We start from the raw sequence: 14,493 nt of genomic DNA, 5'->3' as shown, positions 1-14,493 counted from the left end.
TCTAGGAAAAAAGTTTCATAAAATTTAGTGGGTACTCAAAGGAAAGCTACATTCCTTGTCGAATAGTTCCGATAGAGACTATATAGATAATAGATACATAAAGGATGACGTGGAACCAGAAACTAATTATATGGTGGTAGGTGAGAGGAATGGGTTTTTGGAAAAAAGAGAGGAATACAGCAAACAGGCAATCTAAGAAAACGGATCCAATGAAAAGCTTGAAAGGAAGTAAAGTAACAACGGATAAAGGGGAGGAGACGGTTGTGATGTCTTCGAAGGATACTCCCTGGGTAGCTAAGGCCTTACGTAAATGCACATACAATTTAAAGCGTTTACTTAAGCCTGAAAGATACAGTAAGGATTTTATGCATTTGGTCAAAAACTATAATCCGATCCGTTCGGTTGGAATGAAGCTGTTTCTGATCTTTTTTGCAGCCATTATGTTATTCGTGGTCAGCCTGGGGATGCTCTCGTACTACAAAGCTAAAAGTACGATTGAACAAAATGCAGCTACCGCGTATCAGCAAACCGTTCAGCAAACTTCGGAAAAGCTTGATATTATTTTAGAGCGCTTTCAAGACACATCGACACAGGTATTTTTCGATACTGAATTAAGTGATCAGCTACAAAAGGCTGTAAAGCAAGATAAAAATCCCTTTGCATCTTTTGTTGCTATGGGCGAAGTAAACAAAAAATTAACAAATATTGCTTTTACAAATAAAGCGATTGATTCATTGTACTTGTACCCGGAAGAAACCAGTTTAGCTGCAATGGGTACCGGAACACAAAAGGATGTACGGCAGGAAGAGTGGTTTAAGGATATTTTAAAAAACAAGGGAATGGTTTGGCTACCTACGCAGGTGAATGATAACGGCAGCAAGACCTTTCGTCTGGCACGCTCCATGAACAGTATGTCCGGGTTGGGAGGGACTTATGTTCTGGTTATGGATTTAAAGGCCAGTGCGGTGGAGGACGAGTTGAAAGGGATCAATTTGGGCTCAGGTAGTATGATTAGCCTTGTGACAGACAAGGGTGAGTTTGTAGGTTCTAACAATGAGAGCTTGGCAGGGGGAAAGACAAAGCTGGATTACGTTTCCAAGCTTGAAGGGATCGAAGGAAATCAAATTATGGAGCAGGAAGCAGATGGCAAAAAGCAAAGTGTGCTTACGGTTCATAATACACTGGGAACTTCCAAGTGGATTCTCGTGGGTGTAATACCTGTATCTGAACTGGTGAGAGACGCAAGGGGAATTCTTACCACAACCTGGATATTTGCTGCAGTAGCGGCACTGATTGCATTGTTCATTGGTCTGTGGATGGTACGTCTTGTGGCTCGCCCATTGACACACCTAAAGGATTTAATGATTGAAGGCGCTAAAGGCAACTTGCAAATCCGAACGAAGTATAAGGCACAGGATGAGATTGGACAGTTGTCTGAAAGTTTTGATACGATGATGGAGCAAATTACACTGCTGGTAGAACAGACGAATGCGTCAGCACAGGAGGTACTGAATACAGCAACGGAACTGAGTGATGCCTCGAAGAAGACAGCCCTTTCAGCTAAAGAAATTGCTGCTGCAACAGAAGAGATTGCTCATGGTGCCGCCAGTTTGGCAACAGAGGCCGAACGTGGTAGCGAGCTTACTGGGAATATATCGCAGCAAATGGATACGGTGATGACTTCCAATTATGAAATGAGTCTGGTTGCACAAGAAGTTGAACAATCCAGTGAAAAAGGGACAATTCAGCTGAAAAATCTATTAAGCAAGACTAAGGTTACGGAAGAAACTACGCATGCTCTGGTGCGCAAAGTAGATGAACTGAAGCAGACAACTTCCGATGTCTTTAAGGTGCTGGACGTATTACAGGATATTGCTAAACAAACGAACATTCTATCACTGAATGCGACCATTGAAGCAGCACGAGCGGGAACAGCCGGGCGTGGTTTTATGGTGGTAGCCAATGAGGTGCGGCAGTTAGCTGAACAATCACGTCAAGCCATTCGTACGGCTACAGGTATTACGAATAACATCGTTAATGAGATGAATGAAACGGTGCAAGCGTTATCTCAAGTGTACCCACTGTTCCGGGAGCAGATGGGAGCCGTACAAGATACGACGGACATTTTCCAATCAGTGCAGCAGCAAATGGGAGAGTTCGCGCTTCGGTTGGGCACGGTCACCGCCTCCATTCATCATCTGAGTGAATCGCAGACTACTTTGTCCGAGGCCATGACCAATGTAAGCGCGGTAGCTGAGCAATCCTCTGCTACTTCGCAGGAAGTCGCTTCTCTCAGTACTGAGCAAGCCAATATCGGTAATCAGCTGGTAGGCTTGTCAGATAAGCTGGAAGGGGTATCGGTGAATTTGAAAGAACAGCTTTCAAGATTTACAGTGTAGGTGTTGCAAAACAACCCATTCGACATTACATGTTGAGTGGGTTTTCTTTTTCCATCACCGGACATACTACTGGAAAAATGATGAAAGGAAGATGAATGTGTCCAGGCGTCATAGCAGTTTCGTACGTCAACGTCGAATTGCATACATAGCCTTGGGGATCATGGTATTGCTGCTGATCTTATGTTTCCGATTGGCTTGGATTCAGGCGACAGCGGGCATTCATTTGTCATTTTACGGGGGGCATTCGCTTAAAGAAATGTCAGCACGTCAGCGACAGGAAGGAATCGCCATTGATTCTGGGCGTGGACAGTTTACGGACCGACATGGACAACCCTTAACTGGTGGGATCGTATGGACGCCAGTGCTTTTTCCCGATGTAGACGGTAAAGCAGCCGTGCATGGTCAAGAACTGGCCAAGCTGCTGCATACGAGCAAGGAGCAATTGCTGACGCGTTGGAAGGGACTGCAATCCCCGCTTATATGGCGCGATGGGCGCGGAGAATCTGTGCAAATCCATCCGAATGAAGCGGACAGACTGCTGAAGTTGGCTCCTTCGCTCATAGAGCTTGTACCGTATGCGCAACGTTATACGGACTTGCCCAATGGCAGACAATGGCTTGGTTTTCTGTATGAACGTGGCGGACGGGTAGGTGAACTGCCGGTTGGAGCAGCTGGTCTGGAAAAAACGCTGGAGCCTTTGCTGAGCGGTGTTGGCGAGACATTCGTCTCTCGGTCTGTAGATGCGCAACGTCGTCCATTAACTCATATGCCGCTTCGCGTCACTGCTCCATCCAATGGCCACTATCCATTACAGGTGCAGACTACGATTGATCTCCCGTTACAGGAACGGATTGAGAAGCTGACAGAATCGAATCATTTAGCAGAAGGGGCAGTGGTTGTGCTTGATGCAGGTAATGCGGATGTGCTGGCAATGGTGTCTCGCCCCTTTTATAATCCCGCGCATGTGGATCCGCAGCAACAAACAGACTGGTCTAATCGTGCTCTCAAAGCGGTAACGCCTGGTTCCATTTTCAAGCTGGTTACAGCTGCGGCTGCACTTGAATCAGGCGTGGTCCAACCGCAGGAGCAATTTCATTGTCATGGAGCCTACGGCAAGTATGGATTGTCATGCTGGAAAAAAGAAGGACACGGAACCCTGAACCTGGAGGAAGGGCTTGCCGTATCCTGTAATAGTGTGTTCGCTCATCTCGGCGAACGGCTTAACGCGGAGCAAATTCAGGCCGCAGCCTCTGCACTGGGATTGAGTCAAACTGTGGGATGGCAGGACCGGAACCTGGCAGGGCTACCTCAATTCAGACCGCTGGATCACGAAGAAAAGGGAGCCATATTTGGCTCCCATACGAATACGTCTGATCCGGGCGTACGTGTACAGACAGCTATCGGTCAGCGTGATGTGCTGGTGACGCCTCTTCAAGCAGCCAACCTCATGGTTACCTTGCTGCATGATGGTCAAGTACGTGCACCGCGCATCGTAAAACGCATCAATTACGCAGATGGAAGCACCTTGCTGGAGCTACCTGCTCACGCTGCATCTTTACCCAAAGGCGGCCGCTCGATTCACACATCCACGGCTCGCACACTTCGTGAAGCAATGGAACAGGTTGTGGCACAGGGGACTGGTGCCTCCTTGCGCAATAAATCATGGAGGCTGGCTGGTAAATCAGGTACGGCTCAAGCTTTAAAAAACGGTCGCCCCATAAATCACCAGTGGTTTATTGGTTACGGTCCAATAGAGCGGCCCCGTTATGCGGTTGCCGTTCTTGTGCAAAATGCTTCTACGCATGCTGCGAATCGAGCCACAGCACTTTTCGGTCAAGTCATGGATCTGCTAGCTCAATCCTCTTGAGTTCCGCGAGTAGCTGCACGCTCTTCCTCCTGAATTTTGACGATAAACGGAGGCTCGTCAAATTCTTCAATCGGAAACCGAATCCATTGCTGCAGGTAACCTTGTTGCCACAATTCCTTGAGCAAGATGATCAGAATGGGGGACAGAATTAATCCGGCCAGTCCGAAGATGGATAACGATATTATGGCAAAGGAAAGCATTAGATAGGCAGACGAAACGCCGATGGAATTACCAGTAATTTTAGGTTCTGCCAGCTGGCGCACAATCACAGTGACAGCCATGACAATAAGCAATCCTACCGCCAAGCCAGTGTTGCCTGTGATGAACAAATACACGGCCCATGGAATAAAAATAACAGGCACACCCAGCAACGGCAGAATATCAAATAAAGCTGCTACGAGCGCCAACGATAGGGCATTATCCACTTGCAAAATGAGTAAACCTATAAATACGAGGATAAAGGTAATTCCTACCAGTAAAGCTTGAGCCTTGAGAAAGGCGGAAATGGCTTTAAGTACGTGATTTTTCAGAAAAAGGTACGCCGTTTTTAGTGTCTTTGGAGTTTTACTGCGGGCAATCCCCTTCCAGAGATTAATTTCCATACTCAAAAAGAACGCTAAAATGATTGCAACCGCGAAGTTGCCCATAAAAACAGTGAAAGAGCTGAGGAATTGTATGAAAAAAGATAACCCTAGCTGTGCCCACTTTGTAGCAATGGTGGTAGCAGTCGCAAAATACTCATTTACACGTTCAGTCACACCCGGAGGTAATGCAGCGATTTTATCTTGAGAAAGATGAAGAAACCGCGTGAATTCTGTTTGGATAATCTGGGTATAATGTGGGAGGTTTTGCGCAACTTTTGTAAATTGGGTCACCAGGATCAGGCCCAATCCGAAAAAAATAGCCAGTAATAAGATGATAAACAGCAATACGGAGAGTGCGGAGGCAAAGGGCTTTTTCATGCCTTTGCGGTGAAAATAACGAGCAGCAGGTTCAATGCACCAAAACACGACGAATGAAAGGAAAACAGGTGCGGCTAGCTGATAAAGTTTGCTGGAGACGAACATAATTAAATACACGGTTAAGACGATCAGACCGATATCAAAAACAGTACGCCAATATTTTTTGTACAATGGAAGCATATGTATACAACGACTCCTTTAAGATTTTTATTTATTGTACACTAAATTGGATCTTAGTGCCTGATCCTATGCAACAGCAAAATCTCGGCATGCTTACGTCATTGTGATAACATATAAGTAAGTGAGTTTTCCTCAGGAAGCCTGCTTGGAAGTTCAGAATAGAAAAGTGGGGATAAAACGTGCAGACTTTGCTGTTATGGATGTTTTACATTTCAACTTTTTATGCTTTTATTCCGGCGCTGGTAAGTCGTATATTTGGTTTCCGGGTGTTCCGGCGCGGCAAAAGTGAACGGGAATATGCACTCACTTTTGATGATGGTCCTGATCCAGTCTATACATCGCAGTTGCTTGATTTACTCAAGCGTTTTGATGCCAAGGCCACTTTTTTTGTTGTAGGGATAAATGCCGAAAAACATCCTGAGCTTCTGAAACGCATACATGATGAAGGTCATCTGATCGGTATTCACAATTATGTGCACAAATCGAATTGGCTTATGCGGCCTGTTACGGTTAGAAAACAAATTGCCCAGACGGAGTCAGTCATTCGTCGAGTAACTGGCGAAGGGACGACCTTTTATCGTCCACCTTGGGGGATTGTGAATTTTTTTGATATTTCCAAAAACAATGGTCGTCGAATCGTATTATGGTCCTCCATGTTTGGTGACTGGAAGGCCAGCGTTGGAGCGAAACAACTAGCGGAAAGGATGCTCAAAAAGCTGAGGGGTGGCGAGGTCATGTTACTCCATGACTGTGGTACGACGTTGGGGGCAGATGCAGAAGCGCCACGGAATATGCTAATTGCGCTAGAGAAGCTATTGATGGTCGCCCAGGAACGGCAATTACGCAGTGTACGCGTGGATACATTACTTCGCCGCCAGTCTGGCAATCAATCGACTGTCTCCAGCTTGTCCAGTACGGATTGGATGAAAAAAACGATGGTATTCGGATGGCTGCAATACGAGCGGCTATTTCACGCCTTGTTCCGTCTTCGTCCTGTCAGCAAGGATAATACAATCTTTTATTATCGTCGCCGTATCTATCATGGCCCCAATATAAATATGGAGAACGGTAGGTGGCTGGAAAAAGGGGACCCCATCATTGAGCTTCATTTTGACAATAAAATGTTGTTTCGGTTGGGATCGACGGCAAAGTCCATGGTACATCTAGCTATTCAATTGATTCGGATTGTGAAAATACAACTACCTGATCTTACCCAACGGGTTGTGCATGATTCTGGAATGAAGGGTGTCAAGGCGATCTATGCAGTAAGTATGATTCATCGAGGGCCTGAAAAATTAGGCTTTCAAATTCGAGAGATTCCTCAAGGAATGTTTAAGCATATGTCTACTGTATATTTAAAGCTGTTATATCGTATCATCCATCCTTCGGGTTCGGAGCAATTGATTGAAAAAAAAGAGGTTATGGTACCAAAGCTGATCATAATGCCCATTGACACCTTATTTGATCGTTTCCAACAAGGAGATTCACATCAGGCAGATCATGCTTTTGATCCAACAGATCAAAGGGATGTAGTTCGTACACTCAACAATGAAATGACCGAAGAAGACGCTGTTCATACTTCAATCCGGGCTTCACAAACAGCCGATACAGGATCAGGCAATTGACCTCATAATAAAAGCCTCTCGAACCTTTGTCAGGAGTCGAGAGGCTTTTCAGTGTTTTATCAAAATATCCTAGCTTGGCAAAATATCTAGATTTTCATAATTCCGCCGTTACTTGCGTTCGTCACCAGCTTGGAATAACGCGCCAGATAGCCCGTCTTCACTTTTGGCTCGAAGCCTTTCCAGTTGGCGCGACGACGTTCAAATTCTTCGTCCGTAATGTGAAGCTCAATCTTGCGATTGTTCAGGTCTAGCTCAATGATATCGCCGTCCTCAACAAAAGCGATCGGTCCGCCTTCTGCTGCTTCGGGGGAAATATGACCGATGGAGATACCACGGGAAGCACCTGAGAAGCGTCCGTCTGTAATCAGACCTACCTTGGCACCAAGCCCCATGCCTACGATTTGTGAAGTTGGCGCCAGCATTTCAGGCATACCAGGTCCGCCCTTAGGACCTTCATAGCGAATAACAACAACATGCCCTTCGACGATTTTACCGTTAGCGATGCCAGCAAGTGCATCATCCTGTGAATCAAAGCAGATGGCAGGACCTTTGTGATAACCGCCAACAGAAGGATCAACCGCACCGACTTTAATAATGGAGCCTTCTGGTGCCAAGTTTCCGAATAATACAGCCAGACCACCGCGCTCGGAATAAGGGTTGTCCAATTTGTGGATGACGTTAGTGTCGAGAATTTCCTGCCCCTCTACGTTTTCACGAAGAGTTTTTCCGGTTACAGTAATACAGTCACCATGCAATGCGCCAGGTTTCTTCAATAGTTCATTCAGCACTGCGCTTACGCCGCCTGCATTATGGACATCCTCAATGTGATAGTCGGAAGCAGGTGCCAATTTGGACAAATGAGGTACACGGTTTGCAACTTCATTGATGCGTTCAATAGGGTAGTCAACTTCAGCTTCATGGGCAAGTGCCAATGTATGCAATACAGTGTTCGTAGAACCACCCATTGCCATATCCAATGCAAATGCATTATCAATCGCTTCTTTGGTCACGATATCACGTGGTTTAAGATCGAGCTTAATCAATTCCATCAATTGGCGTGCAGATTGTTTAACAAATTCTTTGCGTTCTTCTGCTACTGCGAGGATGGTGCCGTTACCCGGCATTGCCAGACCCAATGCTTCTGCAAGACAGTTCATGGAGTTCGCTGTAAACATTCCTGAACAGGAGCCGCAAGTTGGACAGCCGTATTGTTCCAACTCAAGCAAACTTTGATCATCGATTTTACCAGCCTGATAAGCGCCTACGCCTTCGAAGACTGAAGTCAGGGAAATAGAGCGTCCGTTCTTGTCTTTCCCAGCTTTCATAGGACCGCCGCTGACGAAAATAGTTGGAATGTTAACACGCAATGCCCCCATCATCATACCAGGGGTAATTTTATCGCAGTTAGGAATACAAACCATGCCGTCAAACCAGTGAGCGGAAACGACAGTTTCCAGAGAGTCTGCAATAATTTCGCGACTTGGCAGAGAATAACGCATACCGATGTGTCCCATGGCAATGCCGTCATCTACACCAATAGTGTTAAATTCGAAAGGTACACCGCCTGCGTCACGAATGGCCTGCTTGACAATTTTGCCAAATTCCTGCAAATGGACGTGGCCCGGTACGATGTCAATATACGAGTTGCATACCGCAATAAACGGCTTGTCGAAATCTTCTTCCTTGACACCCGCTGCGCGCAGCAAGCTGCGGTGAGGAGCGCGGTCAAAGCCTTTTTTAATCATATCGGAACGCATTTTCGTCTTAGCTGTCATGATGCTGGTTTCCCCCCAAAGTATAAAAATGGTATGGCGTTCAATGAACACCGTAGTAGCGCAGATGTTTTCTAAAGAGTCTATCATAGTTGTGCGCATTTTTCTACATATATAAGGATTTTTGAAAGAGGATAGAATTGTTCTGTAAGCAACAATATATAGATATGAACAGTTTTATTTATCTATATATTGCATCTGTGAGAATTTGAATCTAATTCTTCCAGACTCTCTTTTTCTGATCTGTTGGCGGTTCGGAAAAATAGAAAAAGCCCATTCCGTAATAAAACGGATGGGCTTCAGCCTTGTTTTTATATGAAAAGAGGGCGGAATATTGAGGTTACCTTTTAATTTCTGCCACCTTTACGTCCGATGTCTCTGTAGAAATCTTTGTCATGCGACTCAGCTGTGGCATCGCCGCCCTTTTTACCGATTTCCTGATAAAATTCTTTATCATGTGAGTTGGCGGTTGCTTGTCCGCCCTTCTTGCCAATCTCTTGGTAAAACTCCTTATTGTGCTTCTTGGAAGTAGCTTCTCCACCCATACGGCCTGCTTCTTCGCGACTCATTTTACCCTGATTTTGATTACGTGCCATTACAAATCACTCCTTATTCAAAAGTTGTTTTTTGTTGCGCGTATCTTTTATTTACCACATTTTGTCTGTATGAAACAGGCACTATGCGCGAAGTAAAGAAGGGTATACCTACCTCCATTTTCGTCCGTAAGCGGGTTGTCGTGTGTTGATCGGGAAATAAAGATGTAATAAAAAAATTATGCAGACCGTCTAAAAAGATAAGGAGCTGGCTTCAACATCCATTCTACCTGTGGCTCAATCAGAGGCCGTGTTGCAGTTCGAACCCAAGGCATGGTCAACAAACAGCACAGACCCGCGGCGCACACTAGAATCAACATGACCTCCACTGGGGTATCTATATACTCGTAAACTCCTTTTGCCACAACGGTACGGACGATTAAGCCATGGAGCAAAAAGACATATAATGTACGCCGTCCCATCTCGGTTATACGTCCTGTGACGGCTGGAACAAAGCTTAAAAACGCCAGAGATGCTATCCATTGAACTCCATAAATGCCGATACGGTAAATCCCTGCGTACCATTCGGTATGGCCTAGTTCACCATAAGTCATGTTGCCATACAGCCAGCCTGCCGGGATGCCAAAATACGACGTTCCTGCCAGTACCATTAACAGAAGAGATACAATGCCGGCGATTATACGTACAGGTGTTGTGAAGAATCGGCGAACGTCCACATATTTCAAATGATAGCCTGCTACAAAGTAAGGAAGATAAACAAAGGTTCTGCATACGCTTAGCCATATACCGTCCACGGGAAGATATCCGACAAGGATCCCCAGTAGCACGGATATACCCAACTGGACGACAGGTGGAATCTTCTGAAAAGACAGCATCAGCAGTCTCCAACAGATGTGGCTGGCGAGGAACCAGAGTAACAGATAAGGCGCAAAAAAAGAATGATGGATATGGGGAACGCGGAAGATTACGATATCCAAAATGGAATAAAGGGATTGAAAAATCAAATATTGCATACCGATCTGAAGCAGAACTTTTCGTCCTGCGAGACCTGTCAAAGAAGTTTTGGCAAAGTAGCCTGTAACGAGTACAAACAACGGCATATGATACATGAATATCCAGCTAAACCACTGTTGGGCAAGCTGAAGTGAACTGACTAATGGCTCCAAAGCGTTTCCTGCAAATACGCATATAATCAACAGAAATCGCAAATTGAGAAAGAAGCTTTCCCCTTGTACATCATGGCTTATCGTCATGTGTCTCCCTCCGAACGGCTTCTGCCGACTAAACTATTTAAAAAATAATCTTTACAAGGAACAAGGTACGATACTCAGGACTTTAACATTGTGATTTTATTCACATCAGTAAGCGTTATCATGTCCTTTTTATGTGGCGAAAGCTTGAACAGCCGATAAAGATGGACTTACGCCTGGAAACATGTGCTCATTTGACCCTGTATGTGCAACGATGTTACCCTAACAAGGTTATAGTTATGCTAAACGAATACAGCGAAAACTTTTACATTCAAGCTAGGAATCACGAGATACGAAAGGCGAAAGGAACTTTTATAATGAGAAGAAGAACAAGAAGATCATACAATGCTTATGGGACACGCGGTTCTCGGAAAATATGGAAAATTCTTTTAGGTATCCTAATTGTCATTGTGCTATTTGCAGGTTGGGGAGCATGGAAGGTATTTACGCCCTACCAGCCTGATGAGACGGCGGCTGCTGCATTAGCCGACGTAGCGGATACTGTAAAAGTAAATGAGCAAGAGCACTGGATAAGTTTTGAGCCTGCCAAGAGAAGCGGAGCAGGCGTCATTTTGTACCCAGGGGCGTTGGTTAAGCCCGAAAGTTATGCGCCCTTGGCACGCCGTCTCGCAGAAAAGGGTCATCATGTGATTATTGGAAAAATGCCACTGAACCTAGCCTTGATCTCTCCGGATTTGGCGAATGAAGTGCTAAAGGCGTATCCCCAAGAAGCATTTGTTATTGGCGGCCATTCGTTAGGTGGTGTGATGGCAGCCAGATACGCAGCTGCACATCCTGATCAGGTCAAAGGTGTATTTTTCCTTGCTTCCTATCCGGATAACAAGGGTAATTTAAAGGATAAAAATCTGCCAGTGATTTCTTTACTAGGAAGTGATGATGGGGTCATTCAGATGGAAAATGTCCAGAGTGGGAGAACTTATTTACCCGCTAACACGCTGTATTTTACAGTCGAAGGGGGGAACCATGCCCAATTTGGCAGTTACGGTGCCCAAAAAGGGGATAATCCCGCGCAAATTAGTGCCGTTGAGCAATGGAACCAAACGGTAGCTGCTTTACAGGACTGGATGAAAGAAAGTGTGGATTCAGCTTCTAAGAACCCGTAAAGGAGGTGTGATGCATGTCTGAGCTGATCGTGCAGGGAATGCAGTATCCATGCCGTGGCATCTTATTTGATAAAGATGGCACGTTGCTGGATTTTATTCAGTTGTGGGGCCCTTGGGCTCGTTCTATACTGGATATGATGGAGCAGCATCTGGCTGTAGCGGGAGCCGGTTTCACGATGGAAAAAGGCAACGTTCTAGGCACTGTTCACGATCAGGAAGGACGTGTAATTGGTTACGATCCTTCTGGCCCGCTGGCGATGGGGACGGTGGACGAAAGCACGGGTGTACTGGCTTGGCAGCTTTATACTGCGGGTATACCGTGGAATGAAGCTGTGCAGCTTGTTCGAGAATTTAATAAAACAGCGATGGCTGACGTCCGCCGACAGCGGGCAGCAAAGGTGTTCTCGGGGCTACGGACCTTATTGGAACAAAGTCGCCGCGCCGGAATGAAGCTGGCGGTTGTGACCTCTGACAGTACAGAAGCTGCACAAGAGCATTTGGAGTGGATGGGACTGACATCCTATTTTGATGTGATTATCGGACATGATAGGGTTACATACGGCAAACCTGACCCGGAAATGGCTGAAAAAGCTTGTGAGTTACTAGGGCTATCGCCGATGGACGTGGTAGTGATCGGAGACAGTAATGGGGATATGCAGATGGGCAAGCGTGCTGGAGTACGGCTTGCCATTGGATTTGCGCCTGAACCGGAACGTTCCAGACATTTGCTGGATGCGGATAAGGTTGTTCGTGGATATGAAGAGCTGGAGGTGCGTAGAGCATGAAAGAAAATACGTTAGCGGAATGGATACAGGAATCGCAGAATATTGTTTTTTTTGGCGGAGCAGGGACATCAACGGAAAGCGGTATACCAGATTTTCGCTCGGCAGCAGGCTTGTATCAGAGTGAGGAAAAATTGCCTTATTCCCCTGAGGTTATGCTTAGCCGCTCTTTTTTTGTGAAGCATCCTGAAGTCTTTTTCGACTTCTATCGCGGCAAAATGCTGCATCCCGAGGCGAAGCCGAACGGCTGTCATCATTTCCTTGCGTCTTTGGAAAAGCAAGGCCGTCTTAAAGCGGTTGTGACGCAAAATATTGACGGATTACATCAGGCAGCAGGCAGCGTAAATGTACTGGAGCTTCATGGCTCGGTACATCGCAATTACTGTATGGAATGTGGACGCTTTTACAGTCTGGATGAAGTGATGAGCAGTTCCGAGGTTGTACCTAAATGTCCGGTAGATGGAGGAATTATCAAACCGGATGTTGTTTTATATGAAGAGGAATTGAAACACGACACCATTATTCAATCCATTCAAGCCATTTCTCAAGCAGATTTGCTGTTAATTGGAGGGACGTCACTGACAGTCCATCCTGCGGCAGGCTTGATTACTTATTTTCGCGGTAAACATACGGTGCTGCTGAATACAGATCCCACCTCATATGATCACAAGGCGGATCTTTTGCTCACTGAACCGATCGGTAGGGTTATGGAAAACCTCGCTCATCAATTGGGCTTGTAATCGTTTTCTTGTCAATGCCCGCATAAAAGCGCTATGATGATGTTGTGATGGACATAACAATGTTTCGAGAGAGGCTGTGATAGCATGGTTTATTTAGCTGGCGAAGATCGTTATGAAAGTATGAAATATAACCGTACCGGCAGATCGGGTCTTAAGCTGCCCGCTATTTCGTTGGGCTTGTGGCACAATTTCGGCGGAATTAACAACGCAGAGAATGGTCGCAGCATGATTACTCGCTCCTTTGATCTGGGTATCACGCATTTTGATTTAGCTAACAACTATGGACCTCCTGCGGGCTCAGCCGAGGAATTTTTCGGACAAGTGTTAGCCAGTGATATGAAACCGTACCGGGATGAGTTGGTCATCTCTACCAAAGCAGGCTACCATATGTGGGCAGGTCCTTATGGCGACTGGGGATCTCGCAAGTATATGATATCCAGCCTGGATCAGAGTTTGAAGCGAATGGGGCTGGACTATGTCGATATATTCTACTCGCATCGATTCGATCCGAATACGCCGCTGGAAGAAACGATGGGAGCACTGGATCATATCGTACGTTCGGGTAAAGCGCTGTATGTGGGCGTGTCTAATTATAGCGCAAAGCAAACAGCCGAAGCAGCTCGTATTTTGAGGGAGCTCGGAACACCCATGTTGATCCATCAGCCGAGATACTCTTTGCTTGATCGCTGGATTGAAAATGGATTACAAGATGTACTGGATGAAAATGGAATAGGTAGCATTGCCTTTTGCCCACTGGCTCAGGGACTGCTGACCAACAAATATTTAAACGGAATTCCCGAAGATTCACGCGCAGCAAGCACATCGGTTTTCCTGAATGAGAACCATGTGACACCAGAAACGCTGCGCAAGGTGCGCGCTTTGAATCAGATGGCTGCTGCACGTGGACAAAGTTTGGCTCAATTCTCATTGGCATGGGCCCTACGCGGTGAACGTCTGACCTCTGTCCTGATTGGGGCTAGCCGTGTAAGCCAAATCGAAGAGAATGTTAAAGCCCTGTCCAATCTGGAGTTTTCACAGGAGGAGCTGGACCGGATTGATTCGATTCTGAATGCCGGGAACGGACAAGACGGCGGTACAGCCTGATAACAAAAGATAACCTGGAGTCATCAACCTAATTTCACATACTCTTACATGATATATTACTTAACAGCCCGGATCCGTTTGAAGGATGCGGGCTGTTTGTGTTTATGGCCGGGAGCTAGGGAAACCTGTTAAAG

At 46.0% G+C, this 14,493-nt stretch carries 11 protein-coding genes; 7 read left to right on the top strand and 4 right to left on the bottom strand.

The features are described from left to right. Positions 1 to 149: 149 nt before the first annotated feature. Together ACQQ6X_RS00345 and ACQQ6X_RS00340 are read left to right on the top strand one after the other, a co-directional pair. A complete protein-coding gene (locus ACQQ6X_RS00345; RefSeq protein ID WP_326399892.1) occupies positions 150 to 2,399 on the top strand; it encodes a methyl-accepting chemotaxis protein in 2,250 nt (749 codons plus the stop codon). Positions 2,400 to 2,490: 91 nt separating this feature from the next. Then, entirely contained in the window at positions 2,491 to 4,266 is a 1,776-nt protein-coding gene (locus ACQQ6X_RS00340; RefSeq protein WP_305167583.1) for a peptidoglycan D,D-transpeptidase FtsI family protein, read from the top strand. Here the strand turns inward: ACQQ6X_RS00340 and ACQQ6X_RS00335 are convergent. Then, a complete protein-coding gene (locus ACQQ6X_RS00335) occupies positions 4,254 to 5,408 on the bottom strand; it encodes an AI-2E family transporter (protein WP_142613275.1) in 1,155 nt (384 codons plus the stop codon). The genes ACQQ6X_RS00340 and ACQQ6X_RS00335 overlap by 13 nt on opposite strands. A gap of 179 nt (positions 5,409 to 5,587) precedes the next feature. On the opposite strand from ACQQ6X_RS00335, the gene ACQQ6X_RS00330 reads away from it, so the two are divergent. Then, complete coding sequence (locus ACQQ6X_RS00330) at positions 5,588 to 7,033, top strand: polysaccharide deacetylase family protein (protein ID WP_305167582.1); 1,446 nt, start codon at positions 5,588 to 5,590, stop codon at positions 7,031 to 7,033. Positions 7,034 to 7,119: 86 nt separating this feature from the next. Here the strand turns inward: ACQQ6X_RS00330 and ilvD are convergent, their stop codons facing one another. The 3 genes from ilvD to ACQQ6X_RS00315 all read right to left on the bottom strand — a co-directional run bounded on the left by ilvD (position 7,120) and on the right by ACQQ6X_RS00315 (position 10,612). After that, positions 7,120 to 8,808 carry a dihydroxy-acid dehydratase gene (ilvD, locus tag ACQQ6X_RS00325; RefSeq protein ID WP_063212043.1) on the bottom strand — a complete coding sequence of 563 codons (1,689 nt, stop codon included), beginning with the start codon at positions 8,806 to 8,808 and terminating at the stop codon, positions 7,120 to 7,122. Between the two features lie 344 nt (positions 8,809 to 9,152). Beyond that, positions 9,153 to 9,401, bottom strand: coding sequence for a KGG domain-containing protein (locus ACQQ6X_RS00320; protein WP_063212044.1), 249 nt, complete (start codon positions 9,399 to 9,401; stop codon positions 9,153 to 9,155). A gap of 176 nt (positions 9,402 to 9,577) precedes the next feature. Further along, positions 9,578 to 10,612 (bottom strand): acyltransferase family protein, encoded by a 1,035-nt coding sequence (locus ACQQ6X_RS00315; protein WP_305167581.1) that lies wholly within the window; start codon positions 10,610 to 10,612, stop codon positions 9,578 to 9,580. 314 nt (positions 10,613 to 10,926) lie between these two features. On the opposite strand from ACQQ6X_RS00315, the gene ACQQ6X_RS00310 reads away from it, so the two are divergent. The 4 genes from ACQQ6X_RS00310 to mgrA all read left to right on the top strand — a co-directional run bounded on the left by ACQQ6X_RS00310 (position 10,927) and on the right by mgrA (position 14,359). Further along, positions 10,927 to 11,733 (top strand): alpha/beta fold hydrolase, encoded by an 807-nt coding sequence (locus ACQQ6X_RS00310; RefSeq protein WP_305167580.1) that lies wholly within the window; start codon positions 10,927 to 10,929, stop codon positions 11,731 to 11,733. A gap of 14 nt (positions 11,734 to 11,747) precedes the next feature. Continuing rightward, positions 11,748 to 12,518: an HAD family hydrolase gene (locus tag ACQQ6X_RS00305; RefSeq protein WP_305167579.1), complete on the top strand. Its 771-nt coding sequence runs from the start codon at positions 11,748 to 11,750 to the stop codon at positions 12,516 to 12,518. After that, the gene (locus tag ACQQ6X_RS00300) at positions 12,515 to 13,255 is read left to right on the top strand and encodes an NAD-dependent protein deacylase (protein ID WP_305167578.1); all 741 of its coding nucleotides are present in this window, start codon (positions 12,515 to 12,517) and stop codon (positions 13,253 to 13,255) included. The genes ACQQ6X_RS00305 and ACQQ6X_RS00300 overlap by 4 nt, the downstream gene beginning before the upstream one ends. Before the next feature lie 84 nt (positions 13,256 to 13,339). Next, positions 13,340 to 14,359 carry an L-glyceraldehyde 3-phosphate reductase gene (gene mgrA / locus ACQQ6X_RS00295; protein WP_305167577.1) on the top strand — a complete coding sequence of 340 codons (1,020 nt, stop codon included), beginning with the start codon at positions 13,340 to 13,342 and terminating at the stop codon, positions 14,357 to 14,359. Positions 14,360 to 14,493 lie beyond the last annotated feature (134 nt).

This window comes from Paenibacillus ottowii (genome assembly GCF_050516475.1).
GTDB classification, from domain to species: Bacteria; Bacillota; Bacilli; order Paenibacillales; family Paenibacillaceae; genus Paenibacillus; species Paenibacillus ottowii.
Note: the sequence above shows the minus strand (reverse complement) of the source record. Positions and strands in the feature narration are given on the sequence as shown.